This is a genomic window from Streptomyces sp. RFCAC02 (assembly GCF_004193175.1).
Classification (GTDB): Bacteria; Actinomycetota; Actinomycetes; order Streptomycetales; family Streptomycetaceae; genus Streptomyces.
Map to the genome: position 1 here is coordinate 1218399 of NZ_SAUH01000001.1, position 17785 is coordinate 1236183.

General features: G+C 74.2%; 19 protein-coding genes. 12 read left to right on the forward strand and 7 right to left on the reverse strand.

Annotation, left to right across the window (positions count from 1 at the left end):
• The first annotated feature begins 85 nt into the window (after positions 1-85).
• Positions 86-1072, forward strand: a complete 987-nt coding sequence (locus EMA09_RS05490; protein WP_129839441.1) for a WYL domain-containing protein — start codon at positions 86-88, stop codon at positions 1070-1072.
• A gap of 7 nt (positions 1073-1079) precedes the next feature.
• Here EMA09_RS05490 and EMA09_RS05495 read toward each other — a convergent pair whose 3' ends face one another.
• Complete coding sequence (locus EMA09_RS05495) at positions 1080-2015, reverse strand: SDR family oxidoreductase (protein ID WP_240796237.1); 936 nt, start codon at positions 2013-2015, stop codon at positions 1080-1082.
• Positions 2016-2166: 151 nt separating this feature from the next.
• On the opposite strand from EMA09_RS05495, the gene EMA09_RS05500 reads away from it, so the two are divergent.
• The 4 genes from EMA09_RS05500 (at position 2167) to EMA09_RS28835 (ending at position 5539) form a co-directional block, all read left to right on the forward strand.
• Positions 2167-2757 carry a DUF4240 domain-containing protein gene (locus EMA09_RS05500; protein ID WP_129843843.1) on the forward strand — a complete coding sequence of 197 codons (591 nt, stop codon included), beginning with the start codon at positions 2167-2169 and terminating at the stop codon, positions 2755-2757.
• Between the two features lie 17 nt (positions 2758-2774).
• Positions 2775-3689, forward strand: coding sequence for a TIGR01777 family oxidoreductase (locus tag EMA09_RS05505; RefSeq protein WP_240796238.1), 915 nt, complete (start codon positions 2775-2777; stop codon positions 3687-3689).
• 263 nt (positions 3690-3952) lie between these two features.
• Positions 3953-5239, forward strand: a complete 1287-nt coding sequence (locus EMA09_RS05510) for an FAD-dependent oxidoreductase (RefSeq protein WP_129839446.1) — start codon at positions 3953-3955, stop codon at positions 5237-5239.
• A 162-nt stretch (positions 5240-5401) separates the two neighbouring features.
• Positions 5402-5539: a hypothetical protein gene (locus tag EMA09_RS28835; RefSeq protein ID WP_240796239.1), complete on the forward strand. Its 138-nt coding sequence runs from the start codon at positions 5402-5404 to the stop codon at positions 5537-5539.
• Between the two features lie 6 nt (positions 5540-5545).
• Here the strand turns inward: EMA09_RS28835 and EMA09_RS05520 are convergent, their stop codons facing one another.
• Complete coding sequence (locus EMA09_RS05520) at positions 5546-6685, reverse strand: winged helix DNA-binding domain-containing protein (protein ID WP_129839448.1); 1140 nt, start codon at positions 6683-6685, stop codon at positions 5546-5548.
• Between the two features lie 31 nt (positions 6686-6716).
• Positions 6717-7130, reverse strand: a complete 414-nt coding sequence (locus EMA09_RS05525; RefSeq protein WP_129839450.1) for a VOC family protein — start codon at positions 7128-7130, stop codon at positions 6717-6719.
• Positions 7131-7264: 134 nt separating this feature from the next.
• Between EMA09_RS05525 and EMA09_RS05530 the strand changes: the two genes are divergently transcribed.
• Positions 7265-8257, forward strand: coding sequence for a WYL domain-containing protein (locus EMA09_RS05530; protein WP_129839452.1), 993 nt, complete (start codon positions 7265-7267; stop codon positions 8255-8257).
• 153 nt (positions 8258-8410) lie between these two features.
• On the opposite strand, the gene EMA09_RS05535 is transcribed toward EMA09_RS05530, so the two are convergent.
• Positions 8411-10054, reverse strand: a complete 1644-nt coding sequence (locus EMA09_RS05535) for a regulator (RefSeq protein WP_129839454.1) — start codon at positions 10052-10054, stop codon at positions 8411-8413.
• Positions 10055-10295: 241 nt separating this feature from the next.
• Between EMA09_RS05535 and lipB the strand changes: the two genes are divergently transcribed.
• From lipB to EMA09_RS05555, 4 genes are all read left to right on the forward strand, one after another.
• Positions 10296-11099, forward strand: a complete 804-nt coding sequence (lipB, locus tag EMA09_RS05540; protein ID WP_129839456.1) for a lipoyl(octanoyl) transferase LipB — start codon at positions 10296-10298, stop codon at positions 11097-11099.
• Positions 11100-11213: 114 nt separating this feature from the next.
• Positions 11214-12155 (forward strand): lipoyl synthase, encoded by a 942-nt coding sequence (lipA, locus tag EMA09_RS05545; RefSeq protein WP_129839458.1) that lies wholly within the window; start codon positions 11214-11216, stop codon positions 12153-12155.
• Positions 12156-12307: 152 nt separating this feature from the next.
• Positions 12308-12538: a hypothetical protein gene (locus EMA09_RS05550; protein ID WP_129839460.1), complete on the forward strand. Its 231-nt coding sequence runs from the start codon at positions 12308-12310 to the stop codon at positions 12536-12538.
• Between the two features lie 59 nt (positions 12539-12597).
• Positions 12598-13305: a DUF4191 domain-containing protein gene (locus EMA09_RS05555; RefSeq protein WP_129839462.1), complete on the forward strand. Its 708-nt coding sequence runs from the start codon at positions 12598-12600 to the stop codon at positions 13303-13305.
• 81 nt (positions 13306-13386) lie between these two features.
• On the opposite strand, the gene EMA09_RS05560 is transcribed toward EMA09_RS05555, so the two are convergent.
• Positions 13387-13857: an RDD family protein gene (locus EMA09_RS05560; RefSeq protein ID WP_129839464.1), complete on the reverse strand. Its 471-nt coding sequence runs from the start codon at positions 13855-13857 to the stop codon at positions 13387-13389.
• 195 nt (positions 13858-14052) lie between these two features.
• On the opposite strand from EMA09_RS05560, the gene glnA reads away from it, so the two are divergent.
• The gene (gene glnA, locus EMA09_RS05565; protein ID WP_129839466.1) at positions 14053-15468 is read left to right on the forward strand and encodes a type I glutamate--ammonia ligase; all 1416 of its coding nucleotides are present in this window, start codon (positions 14053-14055) and stop codon (positions 15466-15468) included.
• Positions 15469-16070: 602 nt separating this feature from the next.
• Here the strand turns inward: glnA and EMA09_RS29260 are convergent.
• Both EMA09_RS29260 and EMA09_RS05570 read right to left on the reverse strand, forming a co-directional pair.
• Positions 16071-16202, reverse strand: a complete 132-nt coding sequence (locus tag EMA09_RS29260; protein ID WP_276324158.1) for a hypothetical protein — start codon at positions 16200-16202, stop codon at positions 16071-16073.
• Positions 16202-16681: an ATP-binding protein gene (locus EMA09_RS05570; RefSeq protein ID WP_240796240.1), complete on the reverse strand. Its 480-nt coding sequence runs from the start codon at positions 16679-16681 to the stop codon at positions 16202-16204. Before EMA09_RS05570 ends, EMA09_RS29260 begins: the two co-directional genes overlap by 1 nt.
• Before the next feature lie 358 nt (positions 16682-17039).
• Between EMA09_RS05570 and EMA09_RS05575 the strand changes: the two genes are divergently transcribed.
• On the forward strand, positions 17040-17780 hold the full coding sequence (locus EMA09_RS05575; protein WP_346655867.1) for an SDR family oxidoreductase: 741 nt from the start codon (positions 17040-17042) through the stop codon (positions 17778-17780).
• Positions 17781-17785 lie beyond the last annotated feature (5 nt).

A 17785-nucleotide genomic window follows, 5' to 3' on the forward strand; every position in this document is an offset into this window, starting at 1 on the left:
TGTCGCGCCAAGGCCGGGACCCGGCCCTCACGGTTCACCTCCCCCGCCCCTCCCCGGGCGGGGCCGGTCCCGCCATGATGGGCCGGTGCGCGCTGCCCGGCTCATCTCGTTGGTCCTGCTGCTCCAGTCCCGCCGGGGCATGACCGCCGGCGAGCTGGCCGCGGAACTCGGCGTCTCCCTCCGTACCGTCGCCCGCGACGTGGAGGCCCTGTCCGAGGCGGGCGTCCCCGTCTACGCCGACCGCGGCCGCGGCGGCGGCTACCGGCTCCTCGACGGCTACCGCACCCGCCTCACCGGCCTCGGCCGCGACGAGGCCGAGGCCCTGTTCCTCTCCGGCGTCCCCGCCGCGCTGCGCGCGCTCGGCCTCGCCGACGCCGCGTCGGCGGCACGGCTGAAGGTGTCGGCGGCGCTGCGGCCCGAGCTGCGGGACGCGGCCGGCAGCGCGGCGCAGCGGTTCCACCTCGATGCGCCCGGCTGGTGGCAGCCGCCCGCGACGCCCGCGCTGCTGCCCGCCGTGGCCGCCGCCGTCTGGGAGGACCGACGGCTCGCCGCCGGGTACGCCCGGCGGGACGGCACCGCGGTCACGCGGACGCTGGAGCCGTACGGTCTCGTGCTGAAGGCCGGCGTCTGGTACCTGGCCGCCAGGGTGCCCGACCACGAGGGCGGGGACGCGTGGCGCGTGTACCGGGTCGACCGGTTCTCCCGGGCCGTCCCGGCGGCCGATCCGTTCACCCGTGACCCGGCGTTCGACCTGCCGGACTTCTGGGCCGAACGGTCGGCCGCCTTCGCCCGCTCCCTCCTGACGGCGACCGTGGAACTGCGCCTCACCCCGGCCGGCGTCCGGGCACTGCACCGGGTCACCGACCGGACGGCGGCCGCCGAGGCGCTGGCCGCCGCGGGACCGCCGGACGCGGCCGGCCGCATCACCGCCGTCCTGCGCGTCGAGTCCCTCGCCGTGGCCCGCGAACAGTTCCTCGCACTCGGCGCCGAGTGCGAGGTGCTGGGTCCGCCGCAGCTGCGGGCGGACCTCGCCGCGGCTGCGCGCGGCATGGCGGCGCTCTACGACCGCTGACGGCGGCTCACCGGTAGTCCGCCACGTCCACGTCCTTCCCCTCGTACACCTTGTCCCTGATGTACGACCACGCGTCCGGCCGCGACCCGTCCGTGTCGGTGAAGCCGTACACCCGGGCGAGCTGCCCGCTGGAGAGGGACCGGCCGTTCCAGCGCGCCACCCCGGGGTCGGCCGCGAGCGCGGCGACGGCCCGCCCCACGTACGCGGGCGACTCGGAGACCGCGAACACCGGTTCCTTCGCGATGGCGTCCCGCCAGTTCTCCTCCGTGACGCCGAACGCCTCCTCCAGCATCTGCTCCGACCGCAGGAAGCCCGGCGTGACGGACACCGCCGCGCACCCCACCTTCGCCAGCTCCTCGCCGAGGCCGAACGCCATGCGGATCGGCGCGTACTTCGTGAGGTCGTAGAAGAGCTGCTCGCGGTAGCGGGCGTTCGACTCGGCGGTGCCGTCCGTCACCTCGACCAGCAGCCCGCCCGGCCGGCGGGTGAGGAGCGGGAGGGCGCAGTGGCTCGTGATGAGGTGCGTCTCGACGCCGAGCCGCAGCATGCGCAGGCCCTTGTCCAGGTCCTGCTCCCACATCGGGCGAGTGAAGGGGTAGTCCATCAGGCGCTCGCCGCCCCAGATGTCATTGACGAGGACGTCGAGCCGCCCCTGCTCGCGGTCGATCCGGGCGACGAGGGCGCGGACCTGCGCCGGGTCGAGGTGGTCGGTCGGGACGGCGACGCCCTCGCCACCGGCGGCGGTGACGCGTTCGGCCGTGCCCTCGATGGTCTCGCTCGCGCGGCCGACCTCGCTGACGGACGTACGGGTGGTACGGCCGGTGACGTAGACGGTCGCGCCGGCGGCGCCCAGCGCGACGGCGATGGCGCGTCCGGCACCGCGCGTCGCGCCCGCGACGAGGGCGGTCCGGCCGGCGAGGGGGGCGTCGGTCTGCTGCTGCACAGGGTTCCTTCCCATGGTCGTGCGGGGTGATGGTCCGAGACTCGCAGGGATACCGGTCATCCTCTGTCAGGTTTTCCGAGGTGTGCGGCCGTCCCGCGCCGGGACGGTTCGGCGTGCGGTCCGGGCGCGTGGCGCGGATGCTGGTGGCGTGATGTACGAGTCGGACTTCTGGGAGCTGGTGGACAGCACGCGGGCCGCGGCGGACGGTGCCCCCGACGCGCACGCCGACCTGCTCGTGGAGCGGCTGTGCGACCTCGACCCCGAGACCGTCACCGACTTCGCCCGCCACGTCGAGTCGCGCCTCGGCCGGGCGTACCGGTGGGACCTGTGGGGTGCCGCGCAGGTCGTCGTCGGGGCCGGGGACGGGCCGCCGGTGGACGACGAGACGTTCGAGAACGTCAGATGTCTGCTGATCGCCGGGGGGCGCGACGTGTTCGAGGGGGCGCTGCAGGACCCGGACGCGCTGGCGCGGCTGCTGCCGCCCGGCTTCGACCCGGCGGTGGCGGCGGACGCGGAGGAGTTCGGGTTCGCGGCGTACGACGCGTACGAGCGCCTCACCGGCGACGAGCTGCCGGACCTCGGCCTGCCCGAACCGCCGGGCGCGCCGGAGGGCGTACGCCCCGACCTCGACGACCCGGCGGCGCTCGCGGCCGCCTACCCGGCGCTGTGGGCGCGCTTCCGCGGCGGCGGCGCGCCGGGGGGCGCGGCGCGGGACGCGGCGGGTGGCCCCGCGTCGGCATGATCGGCGAGGATGGGGCCATGGCACGTATCGCGGTCACCGGTTCGTCCGGGCTCATCGGCGGCGCGCTCGTCCGGGCGCTGCGCGGGGACGGGCACCGGGTCGTCCGGCTCGTGCGCGGCGCCCCGTCCCGCCCGGACGAGGCGCGCTGGGACCCGTCCGGGCGGCAGCAGGAGATGACGGCCGCCGCCATCGACGGCTGCGACGCCGTGGTCCATCTCGCGGGCGCCGGGGTGGCGGACCACCGCTGGACGACCCACTACAAGCAGGTGCTGCGGGACAGCCGGGTCCTCGGCACGGCGGCCGTCGCGGCCGCGATCGCGTCCCTGGACCGGCGGCCCGCGACGTTCCTGTGCGGCAGCGCGATCGGCTGGTACGGCGACACGGGCGACCGCGCGGTGGACGAGTCGGCGCCCGCGGGCAGCGGGTTCCTTGCGGACGTGTCGGTCGCCTGGGAGGCGGCGGCGCGGCCGGCGGCCGACGCCGGCGTCCGTACCGTCCTCGCACGGACCGGCCTGGTGGTGGCGCGGTCGGGTGGGGCGTGGGGGCGGCTGTTCCCGCTGTTCCGCGCCGGCCTGGGCGGGCGGCTCGGCGACGGCCGGCAGTACTGGTCGGCGATCTCGCTGGGCGACCACGTGGCGGCGCTGCGGTTCCTGCTTGCGCTCGACGGCGACGCGGGCGGTGGGCTGTCCGGGCCGGTGAACCTGACCGGCCCCGAGCCGGTGACGAACCGCGAGGTCACCCGCGTGATGGCCCGGGTGCTGCACCGCCCGGCCGTCTTCCCCGTACCGGCTCCGCTGCTGCGGCTGGTGCTCGGGCAGTTCGCCGAGGACGTGCTGGGCAGCCAGCGGGTCCTTCCGGCGCGGCTGCTGGAGGCGGGCTTCACGTTCCGCCACCCGACGGTGGAATCGGCGGTACGGGCGGCACTGACCTGACCGTTCACCCGGGCACCGAACGCGCCGCGCCGCCGCCGGGCGACGCGGGACACGGCGCCATCGGCGGGTTCCGCGCCCGGCGGCGCGCCGTCGGTGTGCCCCCGTGCCCGGGGCACGCGCCCTGACCGGGCGTGGACCGCGTGAGAGGGTCACAGGCGGTTCGGGCGTTGCCCGCGCCACGAGCGGGCACCACAACCCTCATGACCCCACCCCGGTCCTGAGCCCGCCGCTCGGACGCACCGACCACCTCACCAGGAGGCCACGTGCTCAAGCGCCGACCGCACCGCACGGAGTCCGACGTCGTCGTCGTCGGAGCCGGCCCGGCGGGGCTCGCCGCCGCCCAGCAGCTGGCGGCCGCCGGCCTGACCGTCACCGTTCTCGAAGCCGCCGGACGGATCGGGGGCCGCATGGCCACCGAGGAACACGCCGGCTTCCGGCTCGACCGGGGCAGCCGCCTGGCGCTGCCCGGATCGGCCGCCCTCGCCCGGCTGCCGCGCCCCCTGCCGCTGCGGCGCCTCACCGGCGGGATCGTTCTGCACGGCACCGGCCCCCACCCGCACCGCATCGGCGCCGCGCCGGGCCTGCGGCCGCTGCCCACCGCGTTCGACCACGCCTGGCTGCGCGCCGGCCTGGCCACGCTCGCCCGCGTCCCCCGGCCCCGGCAGGAACCCACCGCGCGGGAGGCCCTCGCGGCCCCCGGCATACCCCCGCGCATGGCGGAGCGGGTCCTGCGTCCCCTGCTCGCCGCGCTCCTCCACGACGCCGACCTCGCCACCTCGAGCCGCCTCGGCGACCTCACGCTGCGCGCGGTGGCGCGCCGCGGCATCGGACTGCCCGCGGGCGGGTCCGCCGCGCTGCCCGACCTCCTCGCCGCCGGACTGCCCGCCGGCGCCGTCGTCACCGGCGCGCGCGTCACCTCCGTGGCCACCACCGAGGTGCGGACGGCCGGACTGGGGACGTTCGGGTGCCGCGCCGTCGTCGTCGCGACCGGCGCGCCCGAGGCGGCGCGACTGCTGCCGGGGCTGCGCGTGCCCGAGTTCCGGCCCGTCACCGTCCTGCACCACGCCGCGCCCGGCCGGCTCACGGGCGCCGCCGCGCTGCTCGTCGACACGGCGGGCCGCGGGCCGCTGGCGTACTCGCTGCCCGCCTCGGCCGCCGACCCGTCCCGCGCGCCGGCCGGCCGCACCCTCGTCACCTCGGTCGCGCTCGGCGCCCGGGCGGGCGAGCCGGCCGAACTCCTCGACAAGGCGGCGCGACCGCAGCTCGCCGAGCTGTACGGCGTCCCGGCCGACGAGTGGCGGCTGCTGGCCGTCCATCACGACCCGTACGCCGTGCCGGTCGTGCCGCCGCCGTACACCGGGCCGCGGTCGGCGCGGCTGCTCGGCGGGCTGTACGTGTGCGGCGACCACCGCGACCTGCCGGGCCTCGCCGGCGACCTCGCGTCGGCGCGGCGCGCGGCCCGCGCGCTGCTCACGGACCTGGGGCTGCCGGCCGACCAGGAACCGCGCGGGATCGCCGCCCCCTCCCCCGCCCCCGTACCGGCGGGCTGACCCGGCCGGCGCGGTGTCCCCGGGGGTACCGCGCCGGCCGAGCACGGTGCATGCTGCTTCGATGCGGCCACAGGACGACGAACGCGGGGAGCGCGTCGGTCAGCTCCTCCACGAACTCTGCGTCGACCTCGGTTTCTGCCTCCCCCGCCCGACACCCGGCGTTTGCGCGAGTCCCCGCCCGCGGGGCCGGACGCCTTCACCGACGCCGTCCTCACGGCCGAGGACCTCGACCCGGCCGCGGAGCCGGAGCTGCGCGCACGCGTCCTCGCCGTCGTCACGCGGCACATGCGGGAGTGGTGAACCCGCTCAGCGGGGAGTGCCCGCGATCTCCACGCGGTCGCTGTCGCCGTCGGAGAGGAACGACGCCAGCGCCCGCCCCTCCTCGGCCACGGCGTCGCGCTCGGCCCCCGGCCAGCCACGGCCGTCCAGCGGGGTGACGGTCACCGTCCCGGAGGCGACGTCCCACGTGGCGGCGACCCGGCCGTCGACCAGGACGACGCGCGCGCCCGCCACCGACAGGCCGCGGTGCGCGTCGTCCACGATCCGGCTCCGGTCGTGGTAGCCGAGGAGCGCGTTGTCGAACGCGGGCAGGAACCGCACCGGTGCCGGGGTGTCGGGGTCCGGCCGCGGCGCGTCGGGAAGGTCGAGCAGTTCCCTTCCCCGCTCGTCGCGGAAGGAGACCAGCTCCCCGCGCAGCGCGGCCACCGCCGCCGGCAGCCCCGCGAGGCCGCACCAGGCCCGCAGATCGGCCGACGCGGCGGGGCCGAACGCCGCCAGGTAGCGCCGCACCAGCTCCCGCCCCGCCCGGTCGGTCCCGTCCGGGTCCGGCGGGTCGGGCTCGCGCCCCAGCCAGGCGGCGAGCGGCACGTTGCGCACCCCCGCCCGCGTCCGCCACACCCCGCGCGGCGGGAGCTGCGCCATGGGGACGAGGGCGGCGACCAGCATCTCGCCGAGCGCCCGCGGCGCGCGGCCCGGCCACCGGTCGGCGACCGCCCGTACCAGCTCGGTCATGGAACGGGGCGCGCCGTCGGCCAGCACCGCCCGGCCCGCCGCCGCGAGCGCGTCCAGGTCGACGCCCGCCAGCTCGCGGCGGTACGTCCCGAGGACACGGCCGCGCAGCATGGCGTCGTGCCGAGACCGCCACGCCAGGGCGTCCCCGGCGGTGACGAGGTGGACGGTGCGGCGCATCAGGTGCGTCCGCACGACCCGCCGCCCGGTCAGCAGCCCCGAGAACGCCACCGGGTCGAACGCCCGCAGCCGCGACCAGAGCCCGGTGAACGGCTCCTGCGGCTCCTGCGCCTGGAGCCCGCACAGGTGCGCGACGGCGTCGAGGGGCGGCATCGGGGAGCGGTCGAGGAGCAGGTGCCTGGCGAGTGTGGCGCGGTTCAGGGCGCGGGTGCCGAGCACGGCCGCCGGGCGGCGGCGCCCCGCATTCGCTGTCGTCACGTCCCGAAGCTCCTGTCGTGTGGGGCCGCGGTCAGGCGGCGGCGACGTCCAGGACCCAGGTGACGCCGAACCGGTCGGTCAGCATCCCGTACAGCGGCGCCCAGCCGGCCGGCCCGAGCGGCTGAACGATCGTCGCGCCCTCGGACAGGCCCTCCCAGTAGGCGGTGATCTCCTCGGCCGCGGCGCCGCGGACCGAGACGAAGAAGGCGTTCTCGCCCCGGTCCCACGGCAGGTGCGAGGGCACGTCGTAGGCCATGACGCGGAACCCGCCCTCGGCGGTCACCTGTCCCCAGGACACCTGGTCGGCCTCGGCCGGCACCCGGGCCTCGCCGGTGTCCCCGTGGGTGACGACGGCGAGGTCCCCGCCGAAGACGGACCGGTAGAAGGTGAGCGCCGCCCGGGCGTCGCCCCGGAAGTTCAGGTGGGTCACGGTGCTGACGGACATGGTGGATCTCTTCTCTCGACGGATCGGGTACGGAACGTGCCGGCGCGGAGCCGCGGCCCGGCGCCTCGCACGGTGACCACCGTCCCAGCGGCAGCGGCCAGGTCGTGACCTCTACCGGGGGCAGGATGGGAATCATGCAGAAGACCTCGGCGCGCCTGCTGTCGCTGCTCTCGCTCCTCCAGGTCCGCCGCGACTGGCCGGGAGCGCTGCTGGCCGAGCGGCTGGACGTCAGCCCCCGCACCGTGCGCCGCGACATCGACCGCCTGCGCGACCTCGGCTATCCCGTCCTGTCCGCCAAGGGACCCGACGGCGGGTACCGGCTCGGGGCGGGCGCGGAGCTGCCCCCGCTCCTGTTCGACGACGAGCAGGCCGTCGCCGTGGCCGTCGCCCTGCGGATCGCCGCCACCACGGGCGCCGGCATCGAGGAGGCGGCGGCACGGGCGCTCACCACCGTGCGTCAGGTCATGCCCGCCCGGCTGCGCCGCCGGATCGACGCCCTCGACGTCACCGCCGTCGAACGCGCCACGCCCCGGCCCGCGCCGCGCGTCGGCGGCGGGGTGCTCGCGGCGCTCGGCGCCGCCGTCCACGCCCGCGAGGTGCTGCGCTTCGACCACACGCCGGCGGGCGCAGCGGCACCGGCCGTGCGCCGGGTCGAACCGCACCACCTCGTCACCTGGGGCGGGCGCTGGTATCTCGTCGCCTGGGACCTCGACCGGGAGGACTGGCGGACCTTCCGCGCGGACCGGATCACCCCGCGCGTCCCGACGGGACCGCGTTTCACGCCGCGCGACCTGCCCGGCGGCTCGGTGGCCGCCTTCATCACCGGCCGGTTCGAGGGGGCCGGCGGCCCGGCGCACGCGCCGTGCCGGGGCGAGGTCGTCCTCGGGCTGCCCGCCGCCGAGGTGGCGCCGTACGTGCGCGACGGTGTCGTCGAGGAACTCGGCCCCGACCGCTGCCGGCTCGTCCTGGAGTCCTGGTCGTGGGTCGGCCTCGCCGCCGCCGCGAGCCGGTTCGACGCCGACATGGAGGTCGTCGGTCCGGACGAGCTGAGGGACGCCTTCGCGCGCCTGGCACGCCGCTGCGCCACCGCGGCGGCCGGCGGGCCGGAACCGGTGGGCCGGGACTGACGCGGTCCCCTCCCCCACGGCACGGGACACCGGTGCGCGGGCCGTCGTCGTCCGGACGGCGGCGGACGCGTGACGAGGGCGGCCCGGCGCGCCCCCGCCGCCACGCCGCGCCCCCGCCCGCCCCGGGCCGTACCGGCCCGGGTGCGGGGCGTGTCACGCCAGGGCCGCCACCTTCTCCCGGTACACGCGGACCGCCGCCGCGTCACGGAAGGGTTCGAGACGGCGCTCGAAGTCCTGGACGTACTCGTACGCCCGGGCCGACCGCATCTCCGCCGCCTGCTGCGCCGCCTCGGCGGCCAGGGCACACGCCTGGTCCACGTCCCCGAGACCCAGGCGCGCCGACGCCAGCACCACCCGGCAGAACAGGCGGCTGCGCGCGAACGCCGGCGCCCGCAACTGCAGCGACCGCTCCGCGTGGCGCGCCGCCGAGCGGTACTGCTGGAGGTCGCGGTGGCAGTGGCCGAACTCGTCCGCGAGCTGCGCCTCGTCGAACGACCGCGCCCACTGCGGCACCTCGTCCCCGGCCCGTGCGGCCTCCAGGGCGCGCTCCGCCCTGGCGAGCGCGGCCGTGCAGGCCCGCACCTCGCCCAGCAGGCCGTGCCCGCGCGCCTCGGCCGCGTGCAGCAGCGCCTGGACGACGGGCGGCACCGAGCCGCCCATCCCCTGCTGCGCCACCCGCGCGAGCTGCACCGCCTCGCGGCCGTGCCCGAGGTAGACGGCCTGCCGGCTCATCGACACCAGGACGTACCCGCCGTACGCCCGGTCGCCCGCCGCCTGCGCGAGGCGCAGCGCCTGCACGAAGTACCGCTGGGCGAGACCGTGGGCGGCGATGTCGTACGCCGTCCAGCCGGCCAGCCGCGTCAGGTCGGCTGCGGCGGCGAACAGGCGGCGGCCGGCCTGCTCCCCGTAGGAGCCGCGCAGCATGGGCTCCAGCTCGTGTTCGAGGTAGCGGACGAGGGCCTGGCGGGCGTGGCCGCCGCCGTACGTCTGGTCGAGGCCGCGGAAGAGGTCGGCGACCGAGCGGAGCGCGGCGATGTCGCCGCCCGTGACGCGCTGGCCCGGGCCGCGCTCCACGCGGTCCAGCCGGTCGGCGGTGTGCGGCGCCCTCGGGTCGAGGGCCGCCGTGCGGTCGAGCCTGTCGAGCACACCGGGCCGCAGCGGCCGGCCCGCCGGCGGACGGACCGCGCCGTGCGGGGCGCCCAGCGGTGCGCGGCCGGAGCCGCGGACCTGTTCGGGCACCCGGGCGGTGGGCAGGCCGGACCCGCCGGGGGCGGTGGCGGGACCGGCGTGGGGTTGGGGTTCGGGGGGCTCGCCCCGGGCGACCCGTTCGTCGGGGCGCCCGATGAGCCAGTCGCGGCTGGGAACCACGAGCCCGGCGGGTGTGAACGCGATCTTGCGCAGTTCGGCGTAGCTGCCGGAGTCCTTGCGCCACAGCCCCGACACGATGTCGACGGCCTCGGCCGGGCCGGTCGCGAATTCGAGACCCGCGTAGACTGGGGCGCACGCCTCAAGACCGAGGTCCTGGGCGGACAGCCGGCGACCGAGCCGGCGGGTGAAGACCTCGGCGATGAGCGCCGGGGTCGTACCGCGCGGGCGCTGGCCGCGCAGCCATCGGGTGACGGACGTCTTGTCGTACCGGAGATCGAGGCCGTGTTCGAGGCCGAGCTGGTCCACCCGCCGGGCGAGGCCGGCGTGGGAGAACCCCGCCTCGGCGATCAGGGCGGCCAACTGGCGGTTCGGCGTACGCGGTGGGGAGGACTGGGGGGAGGGGGTTCCTCCGGGTCGTTCCGTGGACATCGGCGATGCGGTCTCCTGCCTTACGGCTGTGCGGCTGGAACGGCGCGAATGTACTGGTCCGACCGGTTCGCCTCGCGGGCGCGACGCAGAGTTCATCCATATGTGTGAGGACGAGCCCGGCCCGGGAGGGCCGGACGCGCGGGCTTACAGTGGAGGCGAGAACCAGGGCATCAGTGCGGATGCGCCGGAACAACCACCGGAAGACGCGCCGGAAGACGCGCCGGAAAGAGGAGCGGTCGCGGTGAGCGAGCTGCGCTTTGTCCATCTCGGTTTCGGGACGGAAGCCGTGGAGTACCACGCGGGATGGCAGGAGCAACGGCGGGTGCACACGGCCCGGTTCGCGGACGAGATCCCGGACACGTGCCTCCTCCTCGAACACCAGCCCGTGTACACGGCCGGGCGGCGTACCGAGGACAGTGAACGTCCGCTCGACGGCACCCCCGTCATCGACGTGGACCGGGGCGGGAAGATCACCTGGCACGGCCCCGGCCAGCTCGTCGGGTACCCCATCCTGAAGCTGCCGCGGCCGGTGGACGTCATCGCCCACGTGCGGCGTCTGGAGGAGGCCGTCATCAGGACGTGCGCCGACTTCGGCCTCGCCACCACGCGGGTCGAGGGGCGCAGCGGCGTGTGGGTCCTCGGCGAATCGGTGGACGACGACCGGTCCGGCGGCGCGGTGGCCGCGGCGCTCGGCGGCCTGTCCCTCGACTTCGACCCCCGGCTGCACGACGAGGAGTTCGACCCGCGGCTGAACGGCCCCGAGTACGCCCCGTCGAACGCGGGACAGCGCGGTGAGGACCGCAAGCTGTGCGCGATCGGCATCCGTGTCGCCAAGGGCGTCACCATGCACGGCTTCGCCCTGAACTGCGACCCGGACAACACCTCGTTCGACCGCATCGTGCCGTGCGGCATCCGGGACGCGGGTGTGACGTCGCTCTCGCAGGAGCTCGGCCGCGACGTCACGGTGCGCGAGGTGCTGCCCGTCATGGAGGAACACCTGCGGGAGGTCGTCGAGTCCGCCGTACCGCTGCCCCGCGCGGTCTGATCCGCCGCTCCCCCTCCGACCGTCCGGCTCACAGCCCGGCGGGCGTGCGGAGCCCCAGAAGCACAGGCGTACGCTGGTGTTCGCCGAAGAATCGAAAGTGGTAGGGAGCCGGACGTGTCCGCTGTCGCACCCGACGGCCGCAAGATGCTGCGCCTCGAAGTGAGGAACAGCCAGACCCCCATCGAGCGCAAGCCCGAATGGATCAAGACGCGCGCCAGGATGGGCCCCGAGTACAAGGAGCTCCACGGCCTCGTGAAGCGGGAGGGCCTCCACACGGTCTGCCAGGAGGCGGGCTGTCCCAACATCTTCGAGTGCTGGGAGGACCGGGAGGCCACCTTCCTGATCGGCGGCGAGCAGTGCACCCGGCGCTGCGACTTCTGCCAGATCGACACCGGCCGCCCGGCCGACCTCGACCGGGACGAGCCGCGCCGCGTCGCCGAGTCGGTGCGGCGGATGGAACTGAAGTACGCGACGATCACCGGGGTCGCGCGCGACGACCTGCCGGACGGCGGCGCGTGGCTGTACGCGGAGACCGTGCGGCAGATCCACGGCATGATCCCGGGCACCGGCGTCGAGCTGCTGATCCCCGACTTCAACGCGGTGCCCGAGCAGCTCGCCGAGGTCTTCGGCAGCCGTCCCGAGGTGCTCGCGCACAACGTCGAGACCGTCCCGCGGATCTTCAAGCGCATCCGTCCCGCGTTCCGCTACGAGCGGTCCCTGCGGGTGCTGACGCTGGCGCGCGAGGCGGGGCTCGTCACCAAGTCGAACCTGATCCTCGGCCTCGGCGAGACCCGTGAGGAGGTCAGCCAGGCCCTGCGCGACATGCACGCCGCCGGGTGCGAGCTGATCACGATCACCCAGTACCTGCGGCCGACGCCCCGGCACCACCCGGTGGAGCGGTGGGTGAAGCCGCACGAGTTCGTGGAGCTCCAGGAGGAGGCCGAGCAGATCGGCTACGCGGGCGTCATGTCCGGGCCGCTGGTGCGGTCCTCCTACCGCGCCGGCCGCCTGTACCGGCAGGCGGTCGAGCGGCGCGAGGGCGTTCCCGCGGCCTGACGTCGCGCGGGCGGACGGCGGCCGTGCCGCGGGGGTGCGGGGCGGCCGTCGTCCGGGCTTTCACCGGGTTTGACCCCCGGGTCATGGCGTCGTAACACCGGCAGACAACCATCGGGACATACAGTCCGACCGCCCTGGGGAGGGGTCCGGCCATGGCGAACACCGCTTCCGCGCGTCCGTCCGTACGGCGCACGCTGCGCACGCTGGAGGGGATGCTGCTGCGCGGCGGGCAGCGCACGGCTCTCGAGAACGCCCGCGCCGCCGTACTGGCCGACCGCGAGCGGGCCGCGGCCCGCGGCGAGGTCGAACGCGTGCTCGCCTCCGTCGCGGCGGGCCGCGGCGGCACCGGGCGGGCGGCCGTCCTGCCCGTACCTCGCCCCTGAGCCGCTCTTCCGGGCCACCGCGCGCGGCGGCGCGCGGGGTGCCCCGTAGACTTGCGCGCATGGCGCGGAAGGACAAGGAACAGGATTCCGAGAATCCGGGGCGGCTCAAGCAGATCGCCCTGACGTACAAGATGACCCGGCGGTCCGATCGCTGGATCGGCTGGATCATCTCCGCCGTCGGTCTGGGCACCTTCGCGGTGGTCCTGATCATCGGATTCCTGCTCGGACACCCCATCTACCTGGGCATTCTCGGTGCCCTCGTGGCCCTGCTGACGACGGCGATCGTCTTCGGGCGGCGGGCCGAGCGCGCGGCGTTCGGCCAGATGGAGGGACAGCCGGGGGCAGCGGCCGCCGTGCTCGAGAACATGAAGCGCGGCATCGCGTTCACCCCGGCGATCGCGGCCAACCGGCAGCAGGACGTCGTGCACCGCGCGGTCGGCAAGTGCGGCGTGGTCCTCGTCGGCGAGGGCAACCCGAACCGGCTCAAGACCCTGATCGCCGCCGAGCGCCGCCGGATGAACCGCGTGGTCTCGGACGTGCCGGTGCACGTCGTGCTCATCGGGCAGGGCGAGGGGCAGGTCGAGCTCAAGAAGCTGCGGACCACGATCCTGAAGTACCCGCGGGTCCTGGCGGGGCCGCGCGTCACCGAGGTGAACGACCGGCTCCGCGCGATGGGCGACCTCATGAGCAACATGCCGCTGCCCAAGGGGCCGCTCCCGAAGGGCATGCGGATGCCGAGGGGCAACAAGCCGCCCCGCAGCCGCTGACCCGCCGACGGGCGGAGAGAACGTGAACGGGCCGGTTCCCCTCGGGGGGCCGGCCCGTTCGCGTACGGCGCCGCTCGCCGGTCAGGCGCGGACCTCGACGGCGCCGGCGAGCCGGTCGTGCATGCCGCGCATGTCCCGGTCCCAGATCAGCGCGGGGACCGCGAGGCCCAGCAGCACCGTGCGGAGGGCCGCGCGGGGGAACGTGAGCCGGCCGCCGCCCACCGCGACGACGCGCAGCCCGAGGAGCCGCTTGCCCGGCGTGAACCCGAGCGTGCCGACCGTCATCAGGGACATGACCACGAAGACGGCGAGCGCCCAGTCGCTCACGGCGGCCGGGTCGCCGCGATCGGTGAGCAGACCGTATGCGATCACATTGCACAGCACCCAGTCCACGGCGATGGCGGCCAGCCGCCTGCCGAACCGGGCGACGGACCCGGGGCCCGTCTCGGGGAGACCGAGGCGTTCGCCCCGGTAGCCGAAGTCCACGCCCATGTCCTCGGCCGCCGCGCGGGGTCCGGAGAGCCAGGAGCCGATTGCCTGCCGCTTGTCCACGGCCCCACGGTAGCGCGGCGCCGCACACGGCCCGTCACCGGTATCGGCCGAGAAGTCCGGTTAACATCGGTGAAACAAGTGAGTCATGCCCGAGAAATGGCGTGTCCATAGGGTCGCAGCGGCAGGCCCGCGCACGGGCCGTACCCCGAGCTGCACATCCCCGTCCCTCCACGGCCGGGGCTAGGAGGACATCGGATGTTCCAGAACGCCGACGAGATCAACAAGTACATCGCGGACAACGACGTGAAATTCGTCGATGTCCGCTTCTGCGACCTGCCGGGCATCATGCAGCACCTGACCATCCCGGCCGAGGTGTTCGACCCGACCGCGCAGGTGATGTTCGACGGCTCGTCGATCCGCGGTTTCCAGGCCATCCACGAGTCGGACATGGCGCTGGTCCCCGACCTGACCACCGCGCGGATCGACCCGTTCCGCAAGGACTCCACGCTCAACATCAACTTCTTCATCCACGACCCGGTGACCGGCGAGGCGTACAGCCGTGACCCGCGCAACGTGGCGAAGAAGGCCGAGGCGTACCTCGCCTCCTCCGGCATCGCGGAGACGGCCTACTTCGGTCCCGAGGCCGAGTTCTACGTCTTCGACGACGTGCGCTTCGAGACCAAGTCGAACGCCGGCTACTACCACATCGACTCCATCGCGGGCGCCTGGAACACCGGCGCCATCGAGGAGGGCGGCAACCGCGGCTACAAGGTCCGCTACAAGGGCGGCTACTTCCCCGTCCCGCCCGTGGACCACTTCGCCGACCTGCGCGCCGAGATCACCCTGGAGCTGATCAAGGCCGGCCTCAAGGTCGAGCGCCAGCACCACGAGGTGGGCACCGCCGGCCAGGCCGAGATCAACTACGAGTTCAACACGCTGCTGGCCGCCGCCGACGACCTGATGCTGTACAAGTACATCGTCAAGAACGTGGCCTGGCGCAACGGCAAGACCGCCACCTTCATGCCGAAGCCGATCTTCGGCGACAACGGCTCCGGCATGCACGTCCACCAGTCGCTGTGGGCGGGCGGCAGCCCCCTCTTCTACGACGAGCAGGGCTACGCGGGCCTGTCCGACATGGCGCGCTACTACATCGGCGGCATCCTGAAGCACGCCCCGTCGCTGCTGGCGTTCACCAACCCCACGGTGAACTCGTACCACCGCCTGGTCCCCGGCTTCGAGGCCCCGGTCAACCTGGTCTACTCGCAGCGCAACCGCTCGGCCGCCATGCGTATCCCGATCACGGGCTCGAACCCGAAGGCGAAGCGCGTCGAGTTCCGCGCCCCGGACCCGTCGTCCAACCCGTACCTGGCGTTCTCCGCGCTGCTGCTCGCGGGCCTCGACGGCATCAAGAACAAGATCGAGCCGGCGGAGCCGATCGACAAGGACCTCTACGAGCTGGCCCCCGAGGAGCACGCCGAGCTTCCGCAGGTCCCGACGTCCCTCCCCGCGGTCCTCGAGGCCCTGGAGGCGGACAACGAGTACCTGCAGGCCGGCGGCGTCTTCACGGCCGACCTGATCGAGACGTGGATCGACTTCAAGCGGGAGAAGGAGATCGCCCCGATGCAGCTCCGCCCCCACCCGCACGAGTTCGAGCTCTACTTCGACATCTAAATCAGGGGTTCCGGCTACCTGCGTGGGTGTCCGGGAAACCGCCGTTGAGGGCCGCCGTCCTGGGACAGGGCGGCGGCCCTCAACATCTTTGGGCTCGGTCGGCAGCGGGCCTCGGACAGGAGATGATCCGCAAGATCTCTTCCAGCCCCCGGGCGACCGGGCCGCTGCCACGGGGAGCATCGGTGGTCGAGGCTCCCCGGCAGAAAGCGGGAGTAACCACGCTGGCTGTTATTCGCCGCCCGCGATCAGCTCCCACCACGCGAGCCCCAGCCGCGTGGACGGCCTGCGGTGTTTACCTCCCGGCCGCGACCGCAGCACACGAGGGCGGTTCCACTCCGGCGGTGCGTACAGGGGGACGTCACGCCCGTCGTCATCGATGGGCAGGTGCCCGGCTGCGTGAGTGTAGTCCTCCACCGCCGCACCGAGCGCTTCCAGACACGGACCGCACGCGTACAACGGCGCGTGCGCCACCGGCCGCTCTGTCGAGATCGTCCCAACCCGCAGAATCAACGTCTGCCGGTAGCCGCACCAGAATTAGCACGGCCCGATCACCCACGAGTGCTCATCCGACACGGCCGGCGCCGCACTGCTCGGCACCCAACTCACTCCCCGTCCTCCGCTCTGGCCAGTGCCCGCACGATCCACAAAAAGATCGCAAACAGCGCCAGAAACACACCCGCCACCACCAGCGCCACGCTCCCGAGCGTGTGACCCACCCGCACAATCAGGTCCATCACACCTCCGCCCAATCGCTCTCGGCGCGGCGCTCCTCGGGGCAGACGGACACCTCCGCCCACACGACCTTCCCCGGGCGCCCGTTCGCGGGGTAGCAGCCCCATCGTCGGCTCATCGCGGCGACGAGGAAGACTCCTCGCCCTCCGCTGGCCTCGACACCGACCTCCTGAAGAACGGGCGGCCGAGCATCTCGATCCCAGACCGACAACCGGATGGTGTCGTTGTCGGAATCCAGCATGATCTCGAAGGTCCCGGCCGCGTGCTGGTCGGCCTCGGAGGAACGCTGCTGTTCCCTCCTATTCGGGTGCCGGACGGCGTTGGTCGCCAGCTCGGACACCAGAAGCTTGACGGTCTCGACGCTGTCTGGGGGCACACCCCAGCGGGCGAGAACGTTGGTGATGTGGAGCCTGGCCAGCCCGACGGCATCCGGGGTGTCGGCCAGCAGGAGCCTGGTTCGCGGGGGTGGTGCCTGGGACACGGTGTGCCTCCCGAGTGGGCGAGAAGCGCGGAGCACGGCCGCCGCCTTTCGCTCGATGCATGTTGGACTGCCCGAACCCGGCTCCGCGGCCTGGGTTGCGGCAGGCTCGAAGCCGGAGACGTGCTGTGCCCGAGCAAGAGACACCGAGGCCGGCTGATCGCCGGCTGCGCGTCTGTCCCGAATCGGGCACGACCACAAGAGAACCGCTGCGACGAGCGAAGAAGAAGGACACAGGGAGGATGGCTTGAAACACGTCAGATGGCACGGCGGGCCGGAGGTTGTACGCACGACAGGCAACACGGAGCGGGCAAGGCGCTCGTCCCCTGATGCAGGCAGATTCACGGGCCGACGCTTCGTGGTGACGGGTGGTTCCAGAGGCTTGGGCGGGGAAGTGGTCCGCCTGCTACTGGCCGAAGGAGCCCGGGTCGCCGCCTGCGCGCGAAAGGCGGAGTCCTTGGACGGACTACGCCGATCTCTCGGTGCCGGCGATGAGCTGTTCACCCAGCCGCTGGACGTCACCGAACCGGAACGACTGGAACAGTTCGTGGTCTCGGCTGCTGCCTCGTTCGGCGGCCTTGACGGTGCCGTCGCCTGCGCGGGAGGTGCCCGGGGCCGAGGTATCACCGAAGCTACTCCCGAGGACTGGGCGGTTACCTGGGCCCTGAACGTCGGCCACTTCGCCCGACTCGCCGCATCCGTCACCCCTCACCTCCGGGCTTCCGGGGGCGGGTCGGTCGTGGTCGTGTCATCGATCTCCGGCTGGAAGCCCGGGCCGCAGGCCCAGTACGGGGCAAGCAAGGCCGCACAGCTCCACATGGTGTCCTCACTGGCACGTGAGCTGGGCCCGCACGGCATCCGTGTGAACGCCGTCTCCCCTGGGTCCATGATGATCCCGGGGAAGCGATGGGACCGAATGCGGCAGGAGGATCCCGTCGCCTACGAGCGATTCACTGCGGAGTTCCCGGGGCGTGAGCTGGTGCGTCCCGAGGAGGTTGCGGACGTGATCGCCTTCTTGCTCTCCCACCAGGCCCGCGCTGTCACGGGAGTCAACCTTCCCGTGGACCGAGGACAGAACGCACCGACTGCGCAGGGCTACTGAAATTC